We start from the raw sequence: 21,194 nt of genomic DNA, 5'->3' as shown, positions 1-21,194 counted from the left end.
GTAATAATGATCTGCAGGCACTATTATTTTTGCAGCTATTAATATGGTTTTATAACCTGCCCGGTATTGGCTCCGAAAACAGCTTTACGAAAACCATACTCCAATTGTTGCATGGTAACAGGAATATCTCCTGGGAAAAATGGAAAATACTGTGGTGAATTTTCAATAACTGTTGGGCTTACTGCATTGATACGAATGCCATTCTCTAATTCAATTGCAGCAGCCCGTACAAATGCTTCTACTGCCCCGTTTGCTGCCGATGCATTGGCAAAATTCAATTGTGGCTCATGTGTTAAAGCGCCGCTGATCAACGAAAAAGAACCTTTTGGATTAATGTAATGTTGACCGGTAAGTACCAGGTTGATCTGTCCCATTAATTTGCCTTCAATACCTTTCCTGAATTCTTTGTCTGTCATTTTTTTCCACGGACCTACAAAGGTTGGCCCTGCTGTGCAAATGAGTGCATCAAAAGCGCCTGCTTGTTTGTACATGTTCTCTATGGATGCTGCAGAAGTAATATCTACCTGTATATCTCCATCTTTAGAAGCCGCTTTTATTACTTCATGTTCTTTTTCAAAGGCATTGGCCAGGTGCTTTCCCATGGTGCCTGTTGCACCAACGATGATAATTTTCATTTGTATAAATTTTAAAAGTTTATTTATACAAAAGTAATTTCAACAGCAGGTTGCAGGATAGGACGAAAACTTAGTTATGCTGCATTTATACGTACTTATTCCTGAATGCTTCAGGTGAATAGCCGGTATGCTTTTTAAAGAACCTGATAAAATAAGAAACATCTTCATAGCCCAGTTGATCAGCTATATCTTTAATTTGATTAGGTGTTGCCAACAAGTATCTTTTTGCTTCCAGGATGATATGTTCATTTATTAATGCTGAAGATGTTTTGCCGATTGTTGCTTTGGTGATCTCATTAAGTTGGTATGGCGAAAGATTCATCAACTGAGTGTATTGAGCTACTTGTTTATGCGTAGTGATATGCAATTCTAAAAGCGCTGAAAACTCTTCCAGTCGTTCCTGTGCATAAGAATTAACCGTATTGGATATTATTTTGGGATGTTTACTTTGCCTTACCAGTTCGATAAAGAAAATATCCAGGTTTGCTTTGATGGCGTCCTGGTATCCTTCCTTTTTTTCCTTGTACTCCTCAAAAACATAGGCTAAAACGGAAAGTAATTTTTTAAATCTGCTCCTATCAGTTTTGCAAAAATTTTTGTTGCCGGCTTTTCTAAAACGATGAATAGCAGGTTGGGTAACCGGCTGATAAAATGCTGCACTAAATTCCAGTAAGTAGCCTGTACAATCTTTCCTCAGCATAAGCTGGTGCACCTGCCCCGGCCTTATGAAGAAGACTGCATTATCTGAAACAGCATGGTTTATAAAATCTATCTCATGAGTTCCTTTTCCCTTTTGTAAAACGAGCATGAAAAAAAAATCATGCCGGTGCAGTTCATGAAACAGGTCTTTTCCGCCCAGCAGCTCTTTAACATCACGTATGTTGAATTTTTCAACAGCAGCCTGTTCCTTTTCAGCAATATGTCTTACAGGAATTTTTTTCATTCGGATCTTATGAATGCGTGGTATTGCAGCGTAAAGAAACTGGTTAAAAAAATCACTGTAAATGTAGGATGTAAAATTCATTATTACCTACATCAAGCCAGAATTGTCATGTCAATTACAAAGTGATATTTTACATCCCCTTTTTCTAATTTTTCAAATGCTACATGAACTATTGCTGGTTGGTTATTTCACTTTCAGCATACTATTTCGTTTTTAATACTTCAAAAATTGCCTTCCTTCTTTAAAGAGAGAATAGGATTTACTTCTGAAAGTTCGAGAGATTTCACCATATCTTTTGTTGCTGATTTGTATTTTTTGAAATGAGGTGTTTCCCTGTGTGACAGGTAAGCGTTGCTATCGGCATAAACCTCTACAATCGTCAGTTTGTATGGAGCTGCCTTATCTTCATAAACAGTATAACTCAACACACCAACCTCAATCCGCACCGCAGCTTCCATTTGTTCTTGCAATAATTTCCGGTAATCTTTTATTACTGATGAATCGATGGTGATTCTTGCAATACGGATAATTTTATTATCCTGTGCAGCAACGTTATAATGGATTGCAGATAAGAGTGCCATAAAAATTAATTTTTTCATACTAACATGATTTATTATTACCGGTTAAATTTCACGAAAATATATTAATGCCATTAAAGGCATAGCAACCGTTATAAAATAATTGCTGATTATAATTACTTGTTATATTCCTCGTCCGTTACCGGCTCCATCCAATGCACCAGGCCTTTATCTGTGTTTATATTAATGGCCACATGAACCATTGGTGCGTCAGGCGATGCGCCGTGCCAGTGCTTAATTCCGGGAAGAACGTTTATTACTCCACCAGCAGCAATTTTTTGTATTGGCCCATCTTTTTGCTGGTAGTAACAAGTACCTTCTTTTACCATCAATATCTGATTAGACGGGTGTGTATGCCAATTGTTACGGCAACCTGCTTCAAAAGCAACATCGCTGATATTACAGTTAGTAACTGCATCTGCAGCAACCAGGTTTTTTACAAATGCTTTGCCAGTAAAATATTCCGAAGGTGCCTCTTTAAAGCCTTCATTTTTCAGATCTTTCATTTTATTTTTTAATTGGGTTTACTAATTCCTAAATTTTCATTTTTATGTAACGTTGGATTTTCTATAAGCGTTGCAATAAAAGCAGCAATACTTTTTCTCGAAACAGCACTTCCTGTTTCTGCTTCGCCTTTGTGTGTAATGGCATAGTCCACTTCATTGGCACTTGTAAACCAATCAGGCCTTAAGATAGTATAATCCAATTCTGAATTTTCTATTACGTCTGCCAATTTTCTATAAGGAATTAAAATTGATTTTAAAGGTATTTCATAAATACCAATTGAACTGATAGCGATGATTCTTTTTACGCCGCCTTCCTGCATGGCTTTCACAATATTCTTCGACATTGCTTCTAAATTACCTGCAAGGTTTACATACACAATGTGCTGCTCTGTTACAGCATTTTTTACATCGCTGAAATTCATTGCATCACCTTCAACAACAATACAATTTTCGGCTATACTTTTGTGAAGCCTGCTTTTATTTCTTACAAATAATGTAAGCTCTATATTTTTCAATCCTTTTATTGATTCAATCACATATTGGGCCAGACTGCCTGCAGCACCGATGATGATCACTTTTTTCATCTTGAGTTCATCTTGTTTTTCGAAAAAATTTATTTGGTTTGCGGAGCTAGATCGCCATACCAATAAGCGGATGTAACACCTCCGTCCATTAAAAAATCACTTCCCGTAATAAAGGCTCCATCTGCTCCCATCAATAAAGCTCCAACAGTTCCCACTTCATCGGGAGTACCTGCTCTGCCGGCAACAGATTTATTGATCATGTTTCGATATCCTTCTCCCCGTGGCCCATTCAATTCATCATTAGCAAGCGGAGTCATAATAATACCAGGGCTGATGGTATTGATTCTTGCACCACGCTTGCCCCAACGTACTGCTTCTGCCTTCACCCGTAATGAATTTCCTCTTTTTGATAATTGATAAGCGAACAATGAATTATCTACTGTATCAGATTGCAAAAAAGGAAGCAACAAAAGTTCTTCAGTGGGAGTAGTAGCAAGTGCTTTATCCTGTTCGGGTGTTAATGAGGGTAAACGATGTCCTGATTGTGAAGCGATCACAACCCCCGAACCTCCGCTTTCAATTACATTTCCAAATTCTTCCAATACCAATGCCGTGCCATACAGATCCACTTTAAATATCGTAGCCGGAGATGCTTGTGAAGGAGAAACCCCGGCAGCATGGATAAGCCCGGTTATTGCGCCAATTGCTACAGCAGTTTCAACAAGAGCGTGTACAGATTCACGTAATGAAACATCAACAATGGCTGTGCTTACTTCAAAACCTGCATCACTGAGTACTTTTGCGGCGGCATTGCTGTTTTCGTGGCGAAGGTCTGCCAGCAGAATATGCTTTCCCACTCCAACCCTTCGGGCAATGGCCTGGCCAATGGAGCCGGCACCAATAACTACAACAACTGATTGCTCTTTCATGATTATTTTTTATTTACCTACTATTTTTTGCAAATGTGCAGGATAACGGTGTCCCTGGATATTCGTTAATGCAAATGCATCGTCTATTGCTTTAACATCGCTTACTGATAAATCAATAGATGCCCCTCCGGTATTTTCTGTTAACCGGTTTAATTTTGTAGTACCGGGAATAGGAACGATCCATGGCTTTTGTGCCAGTAACCAACCCAGTGCAATTTGTGCCGGCGTTGCTTCTTTTTCTAAAGCGATGACACTTAATAAATCCACCAGCTTTTGATTGGCCTTCCTGTTTTCTTCAGTAAAACGGGGAACGATGTTTCTGAAATCGGTAGCATCAAACTTTGTATTTTCATTAATTGCCCCGGTTAAAAAACCTTTTCCCAATGGGCTGAAAGGCACAAAGCCAATTCCCAATTCCTCCAGCGTGGGTATAATTTCTTTTTCGGGTTCACGCCACCAGATGGAGTATTCACTTTGCAAAGCAGTTACAGGTTGTACAGCATGTGCTTTTCTAATAGATGTAACACCTGCTTCCGATAAACCAAAGTGTTTTACTTTTCCTTCTGCAATTAAATCTTTTACAGTTCCTGCCACATCTTCCATCGGCACATCCGGATCTACCCTGTGCTGATAGAACAAATCAATTACATCCGTTTTTAAACGTCGTAATGATTCTTCTGCTACGGCCCTGATACGTTCCGGACGACTGTCCTGCCCTTGCTTAGAATCACCATCTTTAAATCCGAATTTGGTGGCTATAACTATCTCCCTTCTAAAAGGAGCTACAGCCTCCCCTACCAATTCTTCATTTGCTGCGCCATAAGCTTCGGCTGTATCAAAAAAAGTAACGCCTTGTTCGTATGCCGCCCTGATTAATTTTATGGCTGCTTCTTTATCTGTTGCAGGGCCATAACCAAAGTTTAGTCCCATACAACCAAGCCCTAATGCAGATACTTCTAATCCGCTGTTTCCTAATATTCTCTTTTTCATTGTCAGTATTTTTAATTTTATGGATGCGATGTTGTCATCCTTTATTTTCTATTGCAAAGTTGAGCACAATAAATATAGATGATGTTATACAGATTACTGCTTTACTTACCATTATTACTGATGTGGCGCCGGTTATTTAAAAACTGCTGTTGGAATGTTTACTTTTGTTCTGTAAAAAATGCGTTATGGATGAAATAATAAAACTGGAAACGGTTGCAGCATACAATCAAATGCGTGGAGTAAAAACATTACATCCGCTGGTTACAATAATAGATTTGTCGAAGGCAGAACCGATGCCTGCTAAAACATTCAACTTTGGTTTGTATGAAGTGTATTTAAAAGAATTCAAATGTGGTGAGTTGAAATACGGACGCCATCATTACGATTACCAGGAAGGCACATTGGTATTTATTGCACCCGGACAAGTAATAGGTGTGGAGCCCGGGGTAAAAACATTTGAGCCGAAAGGTTGGGCATTGCTGTTTCATCCCGACCTTATAAAAGGCACTTTGTTAGGAAAGCACATCCAGGATTATTCTTTCTTTTCGTATGATGTAAACGAAGCATTACATCTTTCAGAAAAAGAAAGGCAGATTGTATTGGATTGTTTTGGTAAAATCCAATATGAATTGGAACAGTCTATTGATAAGCATAGCAAAACACTGATTGCATCAAACATCGAATTGTTTTTAAATTATTGTACCCGTTTTTACGACCGCCAGTTTATTACCAGGGATACTACGCACAAAGGAATTTTAGAAAAATTTGAAGAGCTGTTGAATGGTTATTATTCGTCTGATAAACCACAAAATTCCGGTTTGCCATCCGTTGCATATTGTGCAGACGAACTGCATTTGTCACCCAATTATTTTGGTGATCTGATAAAAAAAGAAACCGGGAGATCGGCCCAGGAATATATTCAAAACAAAGTGATGGCTATTGCCAAAGAAAGGATCTTTGATATCAATAAATCCATTAGCGAAGTGGCTTATGAATTAGGTTTTAAATATCCGCAACATTTTACACGGCTGTTTAAACAAAAAGTTGGTGTATCGCCAAATGAGTACAGAGCACTGAATTAAAAACTCCGGCTTTCAAAAAAAAATCTAAAACCATCTAATAAGTATCCGGGTTAATTTATCTGAATTTATTTATTCTTACTTCCTTAGTATTCGCTGATAAGGTTGCCGGATATTTTTTACGTGTATTCATTATTGTTGCATCGCTGATCTTTTTTCCGGCATAAAAAAGCAGCTACGTGTTAACGTAACTGCCTGATAATTAAGTGACCCCTCAGGGGCTCGAACCCTGGACCTACTGATTAAGAGTCAGTAGCTCTAACCAGCTGAGCTAAGGAGTCATCCTGTTAAGGACGTGCAATTTACAATCTTTTATTGTAAATTATTTCGCTTTAAGTAAAGCTTCTGCATTTTTTAAAAAATCTTCCTTGCATTCTGCCGAACAAAAGCCGTATAATTTTCCTTTATAGGTGGCAGTATCTGATACGCCTGCAGAGATGGGCATACCGCAAGACAGATCTTTTGGCGAAGCAAAAGCCAGTTTAACTAAATCATTTTTAGTAGTGTCTTTAACAGCCATTGGTTCCATTTTCTTTTCAGGAACTGTTGAGCTAGGTTGATTGCAACTATAGGCTGCTGCAATGATTAAGATGCCAATATATTTCTTCATTGTATTTTTTTTAATCCGGTGCAAAAATACAGGTTTATACTTTTGCTTGTAAAAGTATAAACCTGGCTATTAATATTGTATAGCTGATCAGAAAGAAAAACTGATATGCGCCATACCTTTTATTTTCATGTCGGTTTGCCCCGCAGAAAAATCCTGGTTCACGGGTAGTTGTACATTACCACCTACGGTAAAGTTTTTAAAACTCAGTTCCAGCCCGGCAGCAGCAGCCAATAAATGGCCTCCTGTTTGTGCTATACTTTGCTTATCTAAAGTATTGGCAGCGGTGGTTTCAAATAATACACCTGCATTGGGTATTACTGTAGTGCTGCCCTTATTAATTGAATAAGATAAAAACGAGTTAGCAGAAAATTTATTACCAAACACATATTTATCACTGTTGCCGGTGTTGATCTTATACGAAGCGCCGGTATTGATACCAATCCTGCTGATCTTTACATTGTATATTGCATTCAGCATAAAATCGGTACTGGCACTACCAGTTTGTGTATTGGCAATAGCAACAATTGCGGGATCGGTAGCATCAATATTAAATTTTCCGGTAGGCAATTTAATGCCGGCTCCAAACCACACCTGTTGAGCCACTGCACTGCCATTTGCTGAAGTGCCGTTTTTTTCAAACAGTTTATAATTAGCCATCACAGCAATATCACCAATGCCATTGTTGTTTACAACACCATCATCAGACACCTGGTGAATATAATTGTAAGGCAGTATAGCAAGCAGCTGCCATTTCTTTCCAATATTCCACCCGGCCCACAGCTCGGCAGTTTTATAATAATCTTTACTGAATTGGGAAGGAGCATCGGCCATTACGGTTTTAAAACTCCGGTACTGGTAACGCAGCCCTATAAACTTATGATTGAATTGAGGTAGTAAGCCGATATAATAATTACCTAATCCGCAGCCGCATATTTCGCAGGCTTTTGCAGTATTAAAAGAAAAAGAGAGTATGACTATCGCTAAAATTATTTTTTTCATTTTTTTTATTTGACAGATATATAAAATTGTGTTGCCATTACTGCAACTGCAGCAATAGTTATTGCAAGGAGCAATTGCACCATTAGCCTTACCTTTTTAAAACGCTTATCGTTTCCGGGTTTTTGCAAATAGCTGCTATCCTCCATGCGTTGTTTATTTTGTTGCATGGTAAATGAGTTGATGTGTAAATCAAAAAAGGTAATAAAACTATAGAAGATAATTAAGCCTGTGGCGGATGAAAGAAGGAATAAGCAATATCTTTAATGGGGTAATCCTTTTCTACAGGTACTGCCTTAAATGCTATTACCGAAAATATTGTTGTGGTACTATAGAAAAAAGATTTGGATGACAATACTTCAATCTTGTTGTCTGATTTTCTTTCCGGGTTTTGCTGATCCTGTTTTTCTTCCTGTTGCAGCTTTTTCATCATCTGGCACTTGCCATTACAATGCATTTTAGGCCGGGCTTTATTTTCGCAGTTTTTTGCAAAGGCGGCAGTATTGCTGTAATAATTAAGCATTACAAAACCGCCACTGAAAGTTTGGGCTGTAAATGCAATGATTAAAAATATGGCAGCTATTTGCTTAAACATGGGTACAAAGATAAATGATTTAGAAACTTAGTTTATGATGCTACTCATAAAGGCAGGTAGTTTTTTTACGACAGGTACGCATTTATTAGTTGCTTTCTGTATCTTCAAAGCATGACAGCAAAAACCAATAAGCTTAACCTTTTTGATTTTACCATGATTGTGGTAAGCCTTGTTATTGGCATGGGTATTTTTCGTACTCCTGCCAATGTAGCTAAGGCTTCGCCTGACACCTTTTTATTTTTTGCCGCATGGATTGCCGGTGGCGTGGTGGCATTGTGCGGAGCATTAACCTATGCCGAAATTGGCAGCCGGTTACCAGTGACCGGCGGCTATTATAAAGTTTTCTCTTATGCTTATCATCCGTCCGTTGCATTTGCTATAAACTGTGTAATATTAGTAAGCAATGCAGCTTCGCTTGCTGCAGTAGCATTAGTGGGTGGAGAATATATTACCGGTATTTTTATTCCGCTATCAAAAGATGCGGAATGGATAAAAGTTGCTGCTAATGCCAATTATATTCAAACCATTCACATTGTAATTGCTATTGCTGCTATCATAATTTTTTATGGCGTTAATTTAGCCGGGCTTAAAATGAGCGCTAAAACTCAAAATGTTTTAACAGTAATCAAGATCATTTTAATTCTGTTATTGATCACGCCATTATTTTTTGCAGATAACAGTGCTGTGCTGAACCAGGTTAAAGCAGCCACTATTTCCCCTACATTCAGGGAATATATTAAAGCATTCGGTATTGGGTTGGTGGCAGTAAGTTTTACGTACGGTGGTTACCAGCAAACCATAAATTTTGGTGCAGAAGTTGATAAGGCTGCAAAAAATGTTCCCCGGGGTATTTTCTTTGGCATCGCCATTATTGTAACCTTATACCTTACTATTAACTACGCTTATATTAAAGTAATTGGTTTTGATACTTTACATCAACCCGAAACAAAAAATATTGCAGCTATAATGGCATCAAAAATATTTGGCGTAAATGCTGAAAGGGTTTTATCAGGCTTTTTATTTTTAAGTGTGCTGGCCTATGTAAATGTATTATTGATGAGTAACCCCAGGGTGATGTATGCTATGAGTGAAGATAATATACTACCGCCAGTTTTTAAAAAACGTAATCCTAAAACAGATGTGCTTACTGTTTCACTTTCGGTATTTGCGGCTATTTGTATCATCATTATTTTTTGGGCAAAAGAGTTTGATAAGATATTAAGCTTCACTATTTTTTTAGATTGTTTTGGCATGATACTTTCCGCTGCCACTATTTTTATCTTAAGAAAGAAAACAAAGCATTTAGATGATACAGGTATTTACAAAATGAAATTATTCCCTGTACTTCCATTGATATTTATTGCAGCCTATGTTTTCGTTGCTATCAGTATAGCGCTGGAGCCCACCAAACCCGGCGAAACAAATGCTGCAGTTACAGGACTTATCGTGATGGCAGTATTTACCGGCTTGTATTTTTTACTGGCGCAATTGAAGAAAAATAAAAACTAACCTTGTCTTAAAAAATTTTCCATGGATATTTCCTACATCATCAACGAGCTGGCCGAAGACAGAGAAAATTATTTTAATGCTGTTTCTCCCCCAATAATACAAAGCAGCAATTTTGTTTTTAAAACAGTAGGTGAAATGCGCAGCGCTTTTGCAGATGAGTACAGCACGTATCTGTACAGCAGGGGCAGAAATCCGACAGTAGACATACTAAGAAAAAAACTAGCGGCATTGGATGGTGCTGAAGATTGCCTTGTTTTCAATAACGGTGCAGCAGCAACTTTTGCAGCAGTACTGGCCAATGTAAAAAGTGGCGATCATATTGTTTGTGTAGATAAGCCTTATACCTGGACGCAGAAACTCTGCAATGATATCCTGCCACGTTTTAACGTAAGTACTACTTACATTGATGGCACTGCTATTGAAAATTTTGAACGTGCCATTTTGCCTAATACAACATTAATTTATTTAGAAAGTCCTAACAGCTGGGATTATAAACTACAAGACCTGAAAGCCATTGCAGAATTGGCCAAAGCAGAAGGTATTGTAACCATCATTGATAACAGTTACTGTACGCCTATTTATCAACGGCCTATTGAATATGGTATTGATCTTGCCATGCAAACAGCCACTAAATATATTGGTGGCCACAGTGATACATTGGGTGGTGTACTCAGTGGTAAAAAAGAAATGATTGAAAGAATATTCAACAGTGAGTACATGAATATCGGCAGCGGTATACAACCTTTTAACGCCTGGTTATTAATAAGAGGATTGAGAACTTTACCGGCAAGGCTCGACCGCATTACTGCCTCCACAAATAAAGTTGTGGCTTATTTAAAAGCTCATCCTAAAGTAGAGAGTGTTATTTTTCCTTTTGATGAAAACTTTCCGCAGTACGAATTAGCCAAACAACAAATGAGTGGCGCCTGCGGCCTTATGACTTTTATTATTAAAGCCGATACGATCAACCAGATAGAAAAATTTTGCGAAGACCTTAAACATTTTTTTATGGCAGTAAGCTGGGGTGGCCACGAAAGCCTGATCATACCAAAATGTTCAGGTATTCAGCCGGCAGTTTTTGATACCAGCAACAGGGAACATCGTATGCTGCGTTTATATGTTGGCCTGGAGGATGCAGATTATTTAATTAAAGATCTTGACCAGGCTTTTGAGAAAATGTAAATTCAGTAAGCAAGCTGCTACAAATAAAAAGGGAGCTTTAATAGCTCCCTTTATTATATCCACTTAAATCAATAATTTATTGTTGTGTAAACAATTCATCCATTATCCTGTCGTTACCGCCACCGGCTGCAGCATTGTTGTAATGCGTGTAAATGTGGAAACTGGCTTTTTGTGTAGCAGTTGGCTTCACATAGTTGGTGATAAAAGTTTCTCTTGAAGAGCTGGCATCTAGCAAAGCCTGGCTATAACTTACTGTAATATTAGAGAAAGCAGCGTCAATGCCTGTTACCTGGTAATAATATCCCAAAGAACTCAATGCCGCAAACTCAAGACTTACTGTTTGTCCATCAACAGGTACTGCAAGTTTTGTAGTAGGTATAGCACTTGGCGTACCCCCCGCAGGCAATGCTGCCGGCGGGCCAGACCATGAAACTGAACCGGTGTAATTATAGCGTGTACCCACCACAGTGTATAAACCTGCAAGTGGGTTACCAATCAAATGAAAGTATGCAGTACCGGTTCCTGAAGCTGCTTTAGCATCTCCGGGTGCACCCACTGCGGTTACTATTGTTATTGGTAACATATAGTTTTTAGTAACGTCTATCACACTTGGGTTAAAGGTAATAGTAAATGGTTCTGATACGGTTTGCCTTGCCGGTATCTTTGCTGTTGCTGTAGTTAAAGTATAAGCATTAGCAGGAAGCAGCAAGTACTGAGGGCCGGTAGGATTGGCTGTATTATATTTAGCAACCGCCGCTGCATCCACACCTACAGTAATAGCTATATCCTTTTCTCCAACTACAGGCGTGGAATAATCGATCTGAAATTCTATCGGTTCGGCGGTAGAGGTAGGATCAGGGAAAATAAGTGCGCTGTTTGAATAATTAGCACCTGTTCCTCCGTAATCAATAATGCTGAATATTTTTTGCCCTCCCGTACCAATAGGTTCAGGTGTATCTACTTTTTCGCAGGCGCTGAAAAAAATTACGCATGCCAATAAAGCGAAGGCTGTTTTTTTTGATCTGATATAATTCATAATAAATGGTTGTGTGTAATCGAATAATTTTTAATTGTATCGTTTTAAAGAAGATTTACATTAAGGCTTATCCCACCAAACCCTGCTGTCCTGGTCATCTTTGCCCGAGTAAGGCATCTTGCTTACTGCATCATTAACCGAATTAGGATTATAAGCTCTTTCATTTACAGGATACACATATCTTCTTGGTATACCCTTACCCAGCGCTTCGGTAGTAGGTTGCAATTGAGGAATACCGGTTCTTTTCCATTCTGCCCATGATTGGCCTCCATCAGGATACAAAGCGATATAACGTTGCAATGCAATGCGATCAATCTTAGTTGCTGTTACTGCTTTGGATGTTGCAGGAATGGTATTGGCAGCATTTTGACCAACAGAAGTGGTAACACCTGAACCCAGATCATAATCGACTGTAGTAGAAGACATGTAACCTGCAGGTACGGTTAAGCCCCATTGTGCATATGACGCTGTAATAGCTGCTTCATAATTAGCACGTCCGCTTCCGCTGATCCAGCCTCTTTCAATAGCTTCTGCTTTTGCCAATAAAACTATAGAGGCAGGAATAATAACTATAGGTGAAGTTGCTGTTCTGAATGAAGCAGCGAGGTTTTTTGAATAACCGGGATTAGCTGTTCCAAAAGTACGGGCTGCATCATCAGTCATACCATAAGGAAATGCGGTTGAAGATGTACCGAAAGCTGCTTGCCTTGTATCTCCTAAACCAACGAGTATATCATAAAATGTTTTGCATTCGCCAAAATCCGACCTTCCGTCATACAAAGCAAAGTAGGGATTCTTTAAATTACCTCCTGCATAAGTAAGTTGAAAATTATCTGCATTATCTGTAATTCCTCCAGCTGTATTAGCACTTGCAAATTCTGTTGCTGCCACATCACCAGCATTAGGATATACTTTACTTAAGCGCAAAGCCATCAGCATACGTAATGAGTTGGCCGTTTTTTTCCATTTATCAATATCGCCACCAAAGATGATATCACCTTTTATTGCTGCACCATTTACATCAAACGAACTCACTGCACTTTTAAGATCAGTGAACATCTGCGTATAAATGTCTTTTTGTGCATCATATTTAGGCGTTACATTGCCGGTAACGTTAGCAATCAATGCTTCCGAATAAGGTACATCACCCCATCGGTCGGTAATCGTCCAGATAATATAAGACTTTAAAATTTTTGCAATAGCGATCTGATTTACATTAGAACCGGATTGCCCTGCAAATGCTGCCGTTGCCGGATCGGTATTTTTGTTAATGATAGTTTGGCAATCTGCCATCGGGCCGGAGTATAATCCAATGGTTGCACCGGTACCACTTTCATTGTATGCGGTCATGCTATATTCCACTTGTGGTATACCATATCTTCCCTTATCGCCATACTGTGTTTGAGTAGAGTACTGGCTATACAATGCACCAAAGTTGAAAAAATTATCTATTGCATTGATATGGCCTATCTGCGATTCTACAGTAGTTAAAAGTGCACCTGTTATAGGTTGCGTGGCACCGTTAGGATTGATGTTGGTGTTACCAAACTGATCAACCTTGTTGCAACTGGTAGCAATCATTGCGGTTGATAAACCAATCAGGGCAATGTTACGAAGCCGTTGTACATTTTTCATGTGTTTATATTTAATGTTTTAAGTCACATGGAATTCGCCGGTTAACATCTCAGTTATTATTAACTTTCCTGTTAAGGCTCATTTCATAATTATATTTTTATTTACTGATCGTTTTTAACTAAAACCCAACTTTTAAATTCACACCTAGTGATCTTGTACCAGGATACTGGCCATTTTCTCCGTAAGTATTACTGATCTCTGACGGATCGAATCCTTTTTGTTTAGCATAGATCAGCCAGGTATTATTAGAAACAATAGAGAAAGTAGCGTTCTTGATATATTTGCCCAATCCCATTTTTTCTACAGGTATTTTATACCCTATACTCACTTCTCTTAGTTTTACAAATGTGAGGTCGTAAATGCTGGCTTCATTGATCTGGTTGTTTACAAACTGATGATAGTAAGTAAAGGCATCTACATATTTATCCATTGGCTTTCCTGTTGCATCCACACCAAACACATGTACACCGCCGCCATTTTCAACAGCATCTCTTACAGAATTTCCTTTGTCGTTAAGTGTAGCTGTTTTTGCCATTAAACCTGATTGTGTACCCCAGAAGTCAGATAGTGAAAAGAATTTTCCTCCGTGAGAATAATCAATATTAAAGTTGATGAGGAAGTTATTAAATACAGTAAATGTATTCTGAACACCACCGGTGTAGTCAGGTAAAGCGCTGCCAAAATCAACATCAGCTTGTCTCAGGTATAATCCATTAGCATCAAGTTGAGGAACACCATTTATTTTTTTGATGCCTGTTCCAAACATTTCGCCCCATGGTTTGCCAGGTTCGTTAACAAGGTAAGCCGCATAGCTACCGGCGTAAGATCCTGTAGCAGCTGTAAGCCTTGGAATACCAGGATAAATAGATACCACTTCATTTTTGATCAGCCTGCCCCATGTTGCATTGATATCCCATTGAAAGTTTTTAGTCATTACAGGTTTAACATTAAAAGTAAGTTCAACACCTTTCTTTGCTATTTCGCCTGCATTCGTTACAAAACTGGTGTAACCACCGGTTTGTGAAGTGCTCACTGTTACAGGGAAGTTTTTGTTGGTCCTGTCCCAGTAGGTAGCACTGAAGCCGATCCTGTTTTTAAGGAATCTCAGATCTATACCAATTTCTTTTTCTGTATTTACCGCACCGGTTAATGATGGAGATACAATTGAGTTAGGTTCGCTCATTAAAATATTACCCAACCATTGTGTACCTAAAGTATAGTAAGTACCTAACCTGTAAATAGCAAGGTCTTCCACCACTTCACCCCATGAAGCTCTTAATTTTCCAAAACTCAGTATCTTTTTACTTTTGATCAGGTCGCTGAAAACAAAGGATGCACCAAATGATTTTGAATCGATATAAGGATTAGATGCCGGTTGTGTAGACAAATAATCTCTTCTGTAAGATCCTTCAAGGAATGCAAAGTTGCGGTAGCCAACATCTGCTCTTACAAACATGCCTCTTTGTGTGGATTGTTCTTTATAATCCTTGGCACCATCCCCACGTAATGCATTAGTGATCGGGTTTACAGAATTTTCTAAAGAATACAGATCAGGATAACTTAAGCCACCCATTGTATTGGCCTGAAATTGTTTCAGCTGTGTTTTAAGAATATCAACACCTGCATTAGCATTTAATGCAAATGCTTTTAACTTTTTAGTATATGTAGCCAGTAATTCATAGTTCTGGCGGTTGCTGAAACTGCTTGTAGTTCCATAAGCCGCTTTATTACTATTTAATTCGTATGGTGTTACTGATGTTTGTACACCACTGTTCTGCAATACATCTTTGTAAATACTTTCGCCAAAAGTGGTCAATTGGTTTTTGCGATAAGTAGCTTTTATCTTAAGGTCATTATTGAACTTGTAAGTAAGCCCTATATCACCAGACAACCTGTCTTTACGGAACGTGTTAGAGATATTATCTTCAAAAGAATAAAAATTATACCAGTAATTGGCCTTGTAAGTAGCATTAGGATCTGATGCATCATAAGAAGCCGGGTTATGCAAATTCCATGATGCCAGTACAGAGCCATCCGGTGAACGGAGGTTTCTTAACTCTTTCAATATCCCCATATCCAGGTCTCTGTGAAACCATGAGTTAAAGCTACCGGTGGTTTGGTTACCATAACCATCATCATCTTCTGAATTAGAAAGTTCAGCCAGGTAATTCACATTGGCACTCAACATCCACTTGCTGCTTAAATCAACAGATGTATTTAAGTTTAAAGAATTTCTTTTTAAATAACTGTTAGGTACCACACCTCTTATATCAAGATTGGTGTAAGAAGCACGGAGATTATAATTATCGGCAGCTTTTGAAAAACTGAAATTATTGGTTTTGGTAACACCTGTCTCGTAAAAATCTTTAGCGTTATTAGGCTGTGCTACCAGGCTGGCTGTTTTAAAAGCACGTTCATGCCCACCATACCATGCATACCATGGAATGTATTCCTGTCCGTTCATACGTGGCCCCCAACTTGCATCATCTTCATAGTCGGGATAATATTTCCCATCTAATGCCTTCCATCCTTCAGGATCACCTGGTTTGTATGTATACCTGTTTAATACAGAAGTTCCTCCACCTGCATAAGAGTTTTGATAATCAGGTAATATATATACGTTATCGAATTTTACGCCGCTGTTGATCTCAATACCAACACCATTATTTTTTTTGCCTTTTTTAGTGGTTACTACAATAGCACCATTTTTGCCCTGCGGACCAAATAATGCAGAAGCAGCCGGGCCTTGCAACACTGAAATATCTTCCACATCATCCGGAATGATATCTGTTGAAGCAGGCATAATAGTACCATCTACCACGTACAATGCGCCGGCACCCGGCAACAATCCATTTTCGCCACGCAACCTTACTACAGGCGCTTTACCCAAAGCTGCACCTGATTGGCTACGCACCTGTACGCCAGCCACTTTACCGGCAAGCGCATTATTTACGTTGGTTACACGGGCAACATTCAATTGATCTGAACTAACGGTTTGTACTCCCGAAGCTGTACTACGTGCAGTACGCTTGGTATTAAACGCACCGGTTACCACCACTTCTTTTAGGTAGGTACCCGTTTTTTCCAATACAGTGGTAATACTTGTTTGATTACCAACATTCACAGAAACATCTTTAAATCCGGTAGCAGAAATAAGAAGTATAGCACCATCTTTTACCCTGATACTATAAGCACCATTCACATCGGCATTGATACCGGTCTTTGTCCCGCTTACAAGAATTGAAGCCGAGGGAACCGCAGCGCCATCATTATCAATAACCTTACCCGACACAACATGTGTTTGTGCCAATGCACCTGCAAGGTTAAAGAACAACAACAGCATCACTAGTTTAATTTTTCGCATAGTCATTGATTATATAGTTATTGTTTAAAATCATTTAAAATATACTCAGGCATATTTTAAACATTGATTAGGGCATGCTAATTAATCAATAAGATGCTTCGGAAAAATCAATAAAAAACCGATAAAATAAAATAGGTTGTTAAACAGTTAATAAAAATCACTGAAAGCAAAAGCAAGCATTTTTTGACAAGTGGAATTTTTAAATTTGATGAAAGCTGCTTTTTAAAAGGAAATTTTTTCTCTTCATTGAATAAAAAATAAAAAACAGTGTTGAAATTAAAATTTGATTAAAATTTAAAAAAAGAAAGAAAAAGTTATGCAATTGTTATTCTGAAAAACATCATGTTAAATTACTTAAGCGGTAAAGATTGTGCGATGGATTTTTTTAATTTTACACCAGCCAGAAAAACATACTGATATCATATGCCTGAAAACTTAACCACTGTTTTGAGATTCTCTATTATTGGCAGTAATGCAAAAAATATAGAAGCCATAAAAACTGCATTTAGCGAAATTCCTTTGCGGATAATATTAACTCAAACTTATTATTCTGCAAAATCTTTCATTGCTTCCTCTATTGATATGGATGCGATTGATTTTATTGTTACCGACCAGGTTTCTTTTATTGAAATGGAGGAGCAGGAAAGTAAAATTACGGTACCGTTAATTATTTTTATTGACGACGCCTTTGACCTGCAGCCCTTACACAACGTGGTTTTCGACACAATGCGTTTACCATTTAATTTAAAGAAAATTGAAAAGACGGTAAAAAAAATAGAGATCATTAAAAAACATTTTGAAGCAAAAATATCAAACCATAACCACGACAATACGGTAACGGGTAATGGCTCAAAAACCTTCCTGATAAAAAAAGGCAAGGAGTTTCAGCTGATCAATACAGATGATATCACTTTGTTTTACACAGATAATAAATTAACCTTTGCGTATAACAGTAATGGCAGCAAGTTTATTATTCAGTCTACGCTTATTGAATTAGAAAGCCAGTTAAGTTCTAAAAGTTTTTTTCGTGCCAACAGGCAATCACTGATCAACAGAAAATATATCAATAAGATAAAGCAATTAGATGAAGGTAGGTTTGAAATAATTATTGATGCAGTAGATTCATTACACATTGATATTAACCAGCAAAAATTTTCAAGATTAAAAGAATGGATTGAAAACAATTGAAATGGCATGTCTAATCATGCCAAAACAAACTACCATTAATTCGCATTTAAGTTTCATCACTTATTTTATCAGGTTTAGTAAAATCAAATATTGCAACGTTCAACTAAAGCATAATTTTATCAGACTTTCAATAAGAATACATTTACTACATATAAATAAGAGCTTCTCATGTGAACTATAAGTTTACATACCCCGGTGGGTTGTTTTTACTACCCGCCCTATTTTTATTGGGGCAATAAATAAGATGGAGGAATTTTCAGCCGCAAAAAATAACTACTCAGTGATGGCTAACTGTAATTTTTTTGCTTTATAATCAGATGGAGAAGCGCCGTATAATTTCTTAAACGCTTTACTGAAGGAGAAGAGGTCGGCAAAACCACATTGCAATGCAATTGAAGTAAATGATTCGCCGGTACGGATCAGTATTTTAGCATGTTCCAACCGCTTGTTAATTATATATTGATAAGGTGAACATCCAAAAGCCTGTTTAAAACTTCTGAAAAAATGAAAGGAAGACATATTGCAATGCTTCACAATTTCTGCAATACCCGGGGTTTTAAGAAAATTATCATCGATATAGTCTTTGCCCAGTAGCAGGCGCTTTAATAATTCCTGCTTTGTAGAAGAGCGAACAGATTTAAGGTTAGCCAGGCTTTTATAATTCCCTCTTTCATGTTCCACTACTTTTTCTGCCAGCGACAAAAAAGTTTCTTCGCCCAAGGCAATAGTATTATTAGTAAGATTATATACCAGCTGCTTTAATGCCTTATCTAAAGCGTTATTTTTTAAACTATACATATTTTCGAAGAAAAAGGGCGAGAAAAAATAACCTGCCTGCAGGTTATCAAAATCGCAATCATCTCCTGCCATCAAAACATTGCAGGCTTCGTTAATAGTTTCCTGTTGTATATCTATAAACACACCACGTACTAAACTTGGAGAGTCTACCACTACAGTGCCCTGCTGGCGGTTGCTAAGCAAAAATTTATTTGAGCTCAGCTGGTATTCCTGGTGTTGCGTTTTATAATGAATAGTGCCTTGTAATGCCAGCTTGATGCTGAAATTTCTAAAAGCTTCGGTGCTGAAAAATTCATTTACCTCACCGTAATAGATACGGTTTTTACCATCATTAACAGGCTTTACGCCTTCGGTAATATACTGAAAGTAGTCTTCCTTGATTATCATAAACTTATGGCTATACAGTTACAAGGACAACGAGATTACAAAAAGGTTGCATTTAAAAAAGTTAAATATGAGTTAATTGGGCTGATACCAGTCATAAAAAGGTTCCTTAAGTTCTCAAACAGATGGATTATTTTTGTAGCATGAGCCATAAACTTTATACCCTGCTGCTAGTTATAGTAATTGGTTTTCAGGCAAATGCCCAGCAAAAATGGGATTTGCGTAAATGTGTTGATTATGCAATGGCAAATAATCTTACTATTAAGCAAACTGCATTACAAGAGAAATTCAGTGACCTGACGCTTAAGCAAAGTAAATTATCACAATACCCAACGGCCAACTTTAATAATAACTTAAGCTATAACTATGGCTTTGTGCAGGATGCAGCATTTAACAAAGTAAACGGCGGCTCGTTGTCTTATAGCCCAAGCCTGCAAAGCAGCGTTGAAATTTTTAACTGGTTCAGTAAAAAAAATACCATTGCTGCAAATGAGTGGGAAGCGCAGGCTGCCAAAGCCAACACCGATAAATTAAAAAATGATATTGCTTTAACTGTTGCTAATTTTTATTTGCAGGTATTGTTATCTAAAGAACAAGTGCATATTGCAGAAGTACAATTACAACAAAGCCAGGCACAATACAGCAATACCCGTAAACTGGTGGATGCAGGATCTCTGCCCGAATTGAATGCGGCTGAACTGGAAGCACAAATTGCAAAAGACAGTGCTACTGTAATTACAGCCAAAGGCAATGTAACTACTAACATACTTTCGTTAAAGGCTTACATGAGCATTGACGCTGCAGAACCTTTTGAAATAGAGACACCACCTGTGGACAAAATACCCGTAGAAAAAATTGCCGACCTGCAACCGGAAGCAGTGTATACATCTGCCCTTGCTAATTTGCCACAACAACGTTACAATGAATTAAAACTTAAAGCCGCTCAAAAAAACAGGGACGCTGCCAAAGGAAGTTTATATCCCACCTTATCGGGCTTTGGTAGTTTAAACTCCGGCTTTAATGATAAAACCTACGAGTTTCGTGGTGCTGATACATCAATAATACCTGTGCCACTCCCGCCAAAAATTGGCTCTGTTGTTGTTGGTGGAACAACTTACGATGTGCGTTCACTAAATACCTATACCAGCGTTAAAGCAGTTGTGGGCAAAAGAAGTTTTTTTCCTCAACTGGATGATAATTTCAGAAAATCAATTGGTGTTAGTTTGAGCGTACCCATTTTTAATGGTGGTAGTACACGTACTGCTTTGGAAAGAAGCAAGCTTACCATTATGAATCTTGAATTACAGAAACAAGTAGATAATCAAAAAACCAAACAGGATATTTATACCGCTTACAATAATGCCCTTGTAGCATTAGAAAAATATAACGCCAGTAAAAAAAGTGTGGAAACTGCAGAGCGCAGTTTTTCTTTTGCGCAAAAAAGAGCTGATGTAGGTATGCTATCTACCTTTGAATTAATTACCAATCAAAATAATTTATTTACACAACGCTTGCAAAATGTACTCAACCAGTTTGATTACGTTTTTAAAATGAAAGTACTGGAGTTTTATAAAGGGCAGGGATTGAAATTGTAACCCCTCCTCTCCCTGAAGGGGACTAAGCCCAAAATTCTTTAACCCGCTTTTACAAAATTGAAAGTTGGTAATGAATCAGATAAAAGGAAATTGTACAAGAGTTCGCAGTCAATAAAAC

Annotated in this window: 19 protein-coding genes and 1 tRNA gene; 5 read left to right on the top strand and 15 right to left on the bottom strand. The window is 37.9% G+C overall.

The window, feature by feature from the left end:
* Window positions 1–38: 38 nt before the first annotated feature.
* The 7 genes from ACQ334_RS24350 to ACQ334_RS24320 all read right to left on the bottom strand — a co-directional run bounded on the left by ACQ334_RS24350 (window position 39) and on the right by ACQ334_RS24320 (window position 5,105).
* Window positions 39–635, bottom strand: coding sequence for a short chain dehydrogenase (locus ACQ334_RS24350; protein ID WP_430990886.1), 597 nt, complete (start codon window positions 633–635; stop codon window positions 39–41).
* Window positions 636–720: 85 nt separating this feature from the next.
* A complete protein-coding gene (locus tag ACQ334_RS24345; RefSeq protein WP_430990885.1) occupies window positions 721–1,578 on the bottom strand; it encodes an AraC family transcriptional regulator in 858 nt (285 codons plus the stop codon).
* Window positions 1,579–1,799: 221 nt separating this feature from the next.
* Window positions 1,800–2,177 carry a putative quinol monooxygenase gene (locus ACQ334_RS24340; protein ID WP_430990884.1) on the bottom strand — a complete coding sequence of 126 codons (378 nt, stop codon included), beginning with the start codon at window positions 2,175–2,177 and terminating at the stop codon, window positions 1,800–1,802.
* Window positions 2,178–2,272: 95 nt separating this feature from the next.
* Complete coding sequence (locus ACQ334_RS24335; RefSeq protein WP_430990883.1) at window positions 2,273–2,662, bottom strand: cupin domain-containing protein; 390 nt, start codon at window positions 2,660–2,662, stop codon at window positions 2,273–2,275.
* Window positions 2,663–2,670: 8 nt separating this feature from the next.
* Window positions 2,671–3,246: an NAD(P)H-binding protein gene (locus tag ACQ334_RS24330; protein WP_430990882.1), complete on the bottom strand. Its 576-nt coding sequence runs from the start codon at window positions 3,244–3,246 to the stop codon at window positions 2,671–2,673.
* A gap of 29 nt (window positions 3,247–3,275) precedes the next feature.
* A complete protein-coding gene (locus ACQ334_RS24325) occupies window positions 3,276–4,115 on the bottom strand; it encodes an SDR family oxidoreductase (protein ID WP_430990881.1) in 840 nt (279 codons plus the stop codon).
* Between the two features lie 9 nt (window positions 4,116–4,124).
* Window positions 4,125–5,105, bottom strand: a complete 981-nt coding sequence (locus tag ACQ334_RS24320) for an aldo/keto reductase (RefSeq protein ID WP_430990880.1) — start codon at window positions 5,103–5,105, stop codon at window positions 4,125–4,127.
* Window positions 5,106–5,290: 185 nt separating this feature from the next.
* Between ACQ334_RS24320 and ACQ334_RS24315 the strand changes: the two genes are divergently transcribed.
* Window positions 5,291–6,187: a helix-turn-helix domain-containing protein gene (locus tag ACQ334_RS24315; RefSeq protein WP_430990879.1), complete on the top strand. Its 897-nt coding sequence runs from the start codon at window positions 5,291–5,293 to the stop codon at window positions 6,185–6,187.
* A gap of 204 nt (window positions 6,188–6,391) precedes the next feature.
* Here the strand turns inward: ACQ334_RS24315 and ACQ334_RS24310 are convergent.
* The 4 genes from ACQ334_RS24310 to ACQ334_RS24295 form a co-directional block, all read right to left on the bottom strand.
* Window positions 6,392–6,465, bottom strand: a tRNA-Lys gene (locus tag ACQ334_RS24310).
* Window positions 6,466–6,506: 41 nt separating this feature from the next.
* On the bottom strand, window positions 6,507–6,794 hold the full coding sequence (locus ACQ334_RS24305) for a YHS domain-containing protein (RefSeq protein WP_430990878.1): 288 nt from the start codon (window positions 6,792–6,794) through the stop codon (window positions 6,507–6,509).
* Between the two features lie 87 nt (window positions 6,795–6,881).
* Window positions 6,882–7,793 (bottom strand): hypothetical protein, encoded by a 912-nt coding sequence (locus ACQ334_RS24300; RefSeq protein ID WP_430990877.1) that lies wholly within the window; start codon window positions 7,791–7,793, stop codon window positions 6,882–6,884.
* A gap of 220 nt (window positions 7,794–8,013) precedes the next feature.
* A complete protein-coding gene (locus tag ACQ334_RS24295) occupies window positions 8,014–8,385 on the bottom strand; it encodes a hypothetical protein (protein WP_430990876.1) in 372 nt (123 codons plus the stop codon).
* A 111-nt stretch (window positions 8,386–8,496) separates the two neighbouring features.
* Between ACQ334_RS24295 and ACQ334_RS24290 the strand changes: the two genes are divergently transcribed.
* Together ACQ334_RS24290 and ACQ334_RS24285 are read left to right on the top strand one after the other, a co-directional pair.
* Entirely contained in the window at window positions 8,497–9,894 is a 1,398-nt protein-coding gene (locus ACQ334_RS24290; protein WP_430990875.1) for an APC family permease, read from the top strand.
* Between the two features lie 21 nt (window positions 9,895–9,915).
* Entirely contained in the window at window positions 9,916–11,076 is a 1,161-nt protein-coding gene (locus ACQ334_RS24285; protein WP_430990874.1) for a trans-sulfuration enzyme family protein, read from the top strand.
* Between the two features lie 76 nt (window positions 11,077–11,152).
* Here the strand turns inward: ACQ334_RS24285 and ACQ334_RS24280 are convergent, their stop codons facing one another.
* The 3 genes from ACQ334_RS24280 to ACQ334_RS24270 all read right to left on the bottom strand — a co-directional run bounded on the left by ACQ334_RS24280 (window position 11,153) and on the right by ACQ334_RS24270 (window position 17,111).
* The gene (locus ACQ334_RS24280) at window positions 11,153–12,112 is read right to left on the bottom strand and encodes a DUF1735 domain-containing protein (protein ID WP_430990873.1); all 960 of its coding nucleotides are present in this window, start codon (window positions 12,110–12,112) and stop codon (window positions 11,153–11,155) included.
* Between the two features lie 60 nt (window positions 12,113–12,172).
* The gene (locus tag ACQ334_RS24275; RefSeq protein WP_430990872.1) at window positions 12,173–13,747 is read right to left on the bottom strand and encodes a SusD/RagB family nutrient-binding outer membrane lipoprotein; all 1,575 of its coding nucleotides are present in this window, start codon (window positions 13,745–13,747) and stop codon (window positions 12,173–12,175) included.
* Window positions 13,748–13,865: 118 nt separating this feature from the next.
* A complete protein-coding gene (locus tag ACQ334_RS24270) occupies window positions 13,866–17,111 on the bottom strand; it encodes a SusC/RagA family TonB-linked outer membrane protein (RefSeq protein WP_430990871.1) in 3,246 nt (1,081 codons plus the stop codon).
* 423 nt (window positions 17,112–17,534) lie between these two features.
* On the opposite strand from ACQ334_RS24270, the gene ACQ334_RS24265 reads away from it, so the two are divergent.
* The gene (locus tag ACQ334_RS24265; RefSeq protein WP_430990870.1) at window positions 17,535–18,299 is read left to right on the top strand and encodes a LytR/AlgR family response regulator transcription factor; all 765 of its coding nucleotides are present in this window, start codon (window positions 17,535–17,537) and stop codon (window positions 18,297–18,299) included.
* A 273-nt stretch (window positions 18,300–18,572) separates the two neighbouring features.
* Here ACQ334_RS24265 and ACQ334_RS24260 read toward each other — a convergent pair whose 3' ends face one another.
* Complete coding sequence (locus tag ACQ334_RS24260; protein WP_430990869.1) at window positions 18,573–19,484, bottom strand: helix-turn-helix domain-containing protein; 912 nt, start codon at window positions 19,482–19,484, stop codon at window positions 18,573–18,575.
* Window positions 19,485–19,624: 140 nt separating this feature from the next.
* Between ACQ334_RS24260 and ACQ334_RS24255 the strand changes: the two genes are divergently transcribed.
* Window positions 19,625–21,076: a TolC family protein gene (locus tag ACQ334_RS24255; protein WP_430990868.1), complete on the top strand. Its 1,452-nt coding sequence runs from the start codon at window positions 19,625–19,627 to the stop codon at window positions 21,074–21,076.
* Window positions 21,077–21,194 lie beyond the last annotated feature (118 nt).

The organism is Ferruginibacter sp. SUN106 (assembly GCF_050611765.1).
GTDB lineage: Bacteria > Bacteroidota > Bacteroidia > Chitinophagales > Chitinophagaceae > Ferruginibacter.
The sequence above is the reverse complement of the archived record's forward strand: the minus strand, read 5'-3'. Positions and strand labels throughout refer to the sequence as shown.

Excerpts from the sequence above, each read along its gene's own strand:
- ACQ334_RS24340 (WP_430990884.1), bottom strand. The coding sequence starts at position 2,177 with ATGAAAAAATTAATTTTTATGGCACTCTTATCTGCAATCCATTATAAC.
- ACQ334_RS24295 (WP_430990876.1), bottom strand. The coding sequence starts at position 8,385 with ATGTTTAAGCAAATAGCTGCCATATTTTTAATCATTGCATTTACAGCC.
- ACQ334_RS24260 (WP_430990869.1), bottom strand. The coding sequence starts at position 19,484 with ATGATAATCAAGGAAGACTACTTTCAGTATATTACCGAAGGCGTAAAG.
- ACQ334_RS24335 (WP_430990883.1), bottom strand. The coding sequence starts at position 2,662 with ATGAAAGATCTGAAAAATGAAGGCTTTAAAGAGGCACCTTCGGAATAT.
- ACQ334_RS24345 (WP_430990885.1), bottom strand. The coding sequence starts at position 1,578 with ATGAAAAAAATTCCTGTAAGACATATTGCTGAAAAGGAACAGGCTGCT.
- ACQ334_RS24320 (WP_430990880.1), bottom strand. The coding sequence starts at position 5,105 with ATGAAAAAGAGAATATTAGGAAACAGCGGATTAGAAGTATCTGCATTA.
- ACQ334_RS24270 (WP_430990871.1), bottom strand. The coding sequence starts at position 17,111 with ATGCGAAAAATTAAACTAGTGATGCTGTTGTTGTTCTTTAACCTTGCA.
- ACQ334_RS24330 (WP_430990882.1), bottom strand. The coding sequence starts at position 3,246 with ATGAAAAAAGTGATCATCATCGGTGCTGCAGGCAGTCTGGCCCAATAT.
- ACQ334_RS24265 (WP_430990870.1), top strand. The coding sequence starts at position 17,535 with ATGCCTGAAAACTTAACCACTGTTTTGAGATTCTCTATTATTGGCAGT.
- ACQ334_RS24290 (WP_430990875.1), top strand. The coding sequence starts at position 8,497 with ATGACAGCAAAAACCAATAAGCTTAACCTTTTTGATTTTACCATGATT.
- ACQ334_RS24255 (WP_430990868.1), top strand. The coding sequence starts at position 19,625 with ATGAGCCATAAACTTTATACCCTGCTGCTAGTTATAGTAATTGGTTTT.
- ACQ334_RS24280 (WP_430990873.1), bottom strand. The coding sequence starts at position 12,112 with ATGAATTATATCAGATCAAAAAAAACAGCCTTCGCTTTATTGGCATGC.
- ACQ334_RS24350 (WP_430990886.1), bottom strand. The coding sequence starts at position 635 with ATGAAAATTATCATCGTTGGTGCAACAGGCACCATGGGAAAGCACCTG.
- ACQ334_RS24305 (WP_430990878.1), bottom strand. The coding sequence starts at position 6,794 with ATGAAGAAATATATTGGCATCTTAATCATTGCAGCAGCCTATAGTTGC.
- ACQ334_RS24315 (WP_430990879.1), top strand. The coding sequence starts at position 5,291 with ATGGATGAAATAATAAAACTGGAAACGGTTGCAGCATACAATCAAATG.
- ACQ334_RS24325 (WP_430990881.1), bottom strand. The coding sequence starts at position 4,115 with ATGAAAGAGCAATCAGTTGTTGTAGTTATTGGTGCCGGCTCCATTGGC.
- ACQ334_RS24285 (WP_430990874.1), top strand. The coding sequence starts at position 9,916 with ATGGATATTTCCTACATCATCAACGAGCTGGCCGAAGACAGAGAAAAT.
- ACQ334_RS24275 (WP_430990872.1), bottom strand. The coding sequence starts at position 13,747 with ATGAAAAATGTACAACGGCTTCGTAACATTGCCCTGATTGGTTTATCA.
- ACQ334_RS24300 (WP_430990877.1), bottom strand. The coding sequence starts at position 7,793 with ATGAAAAAAATAATTTTAGCGATAGTCATACTCTCTTTTTCTTTTAAT.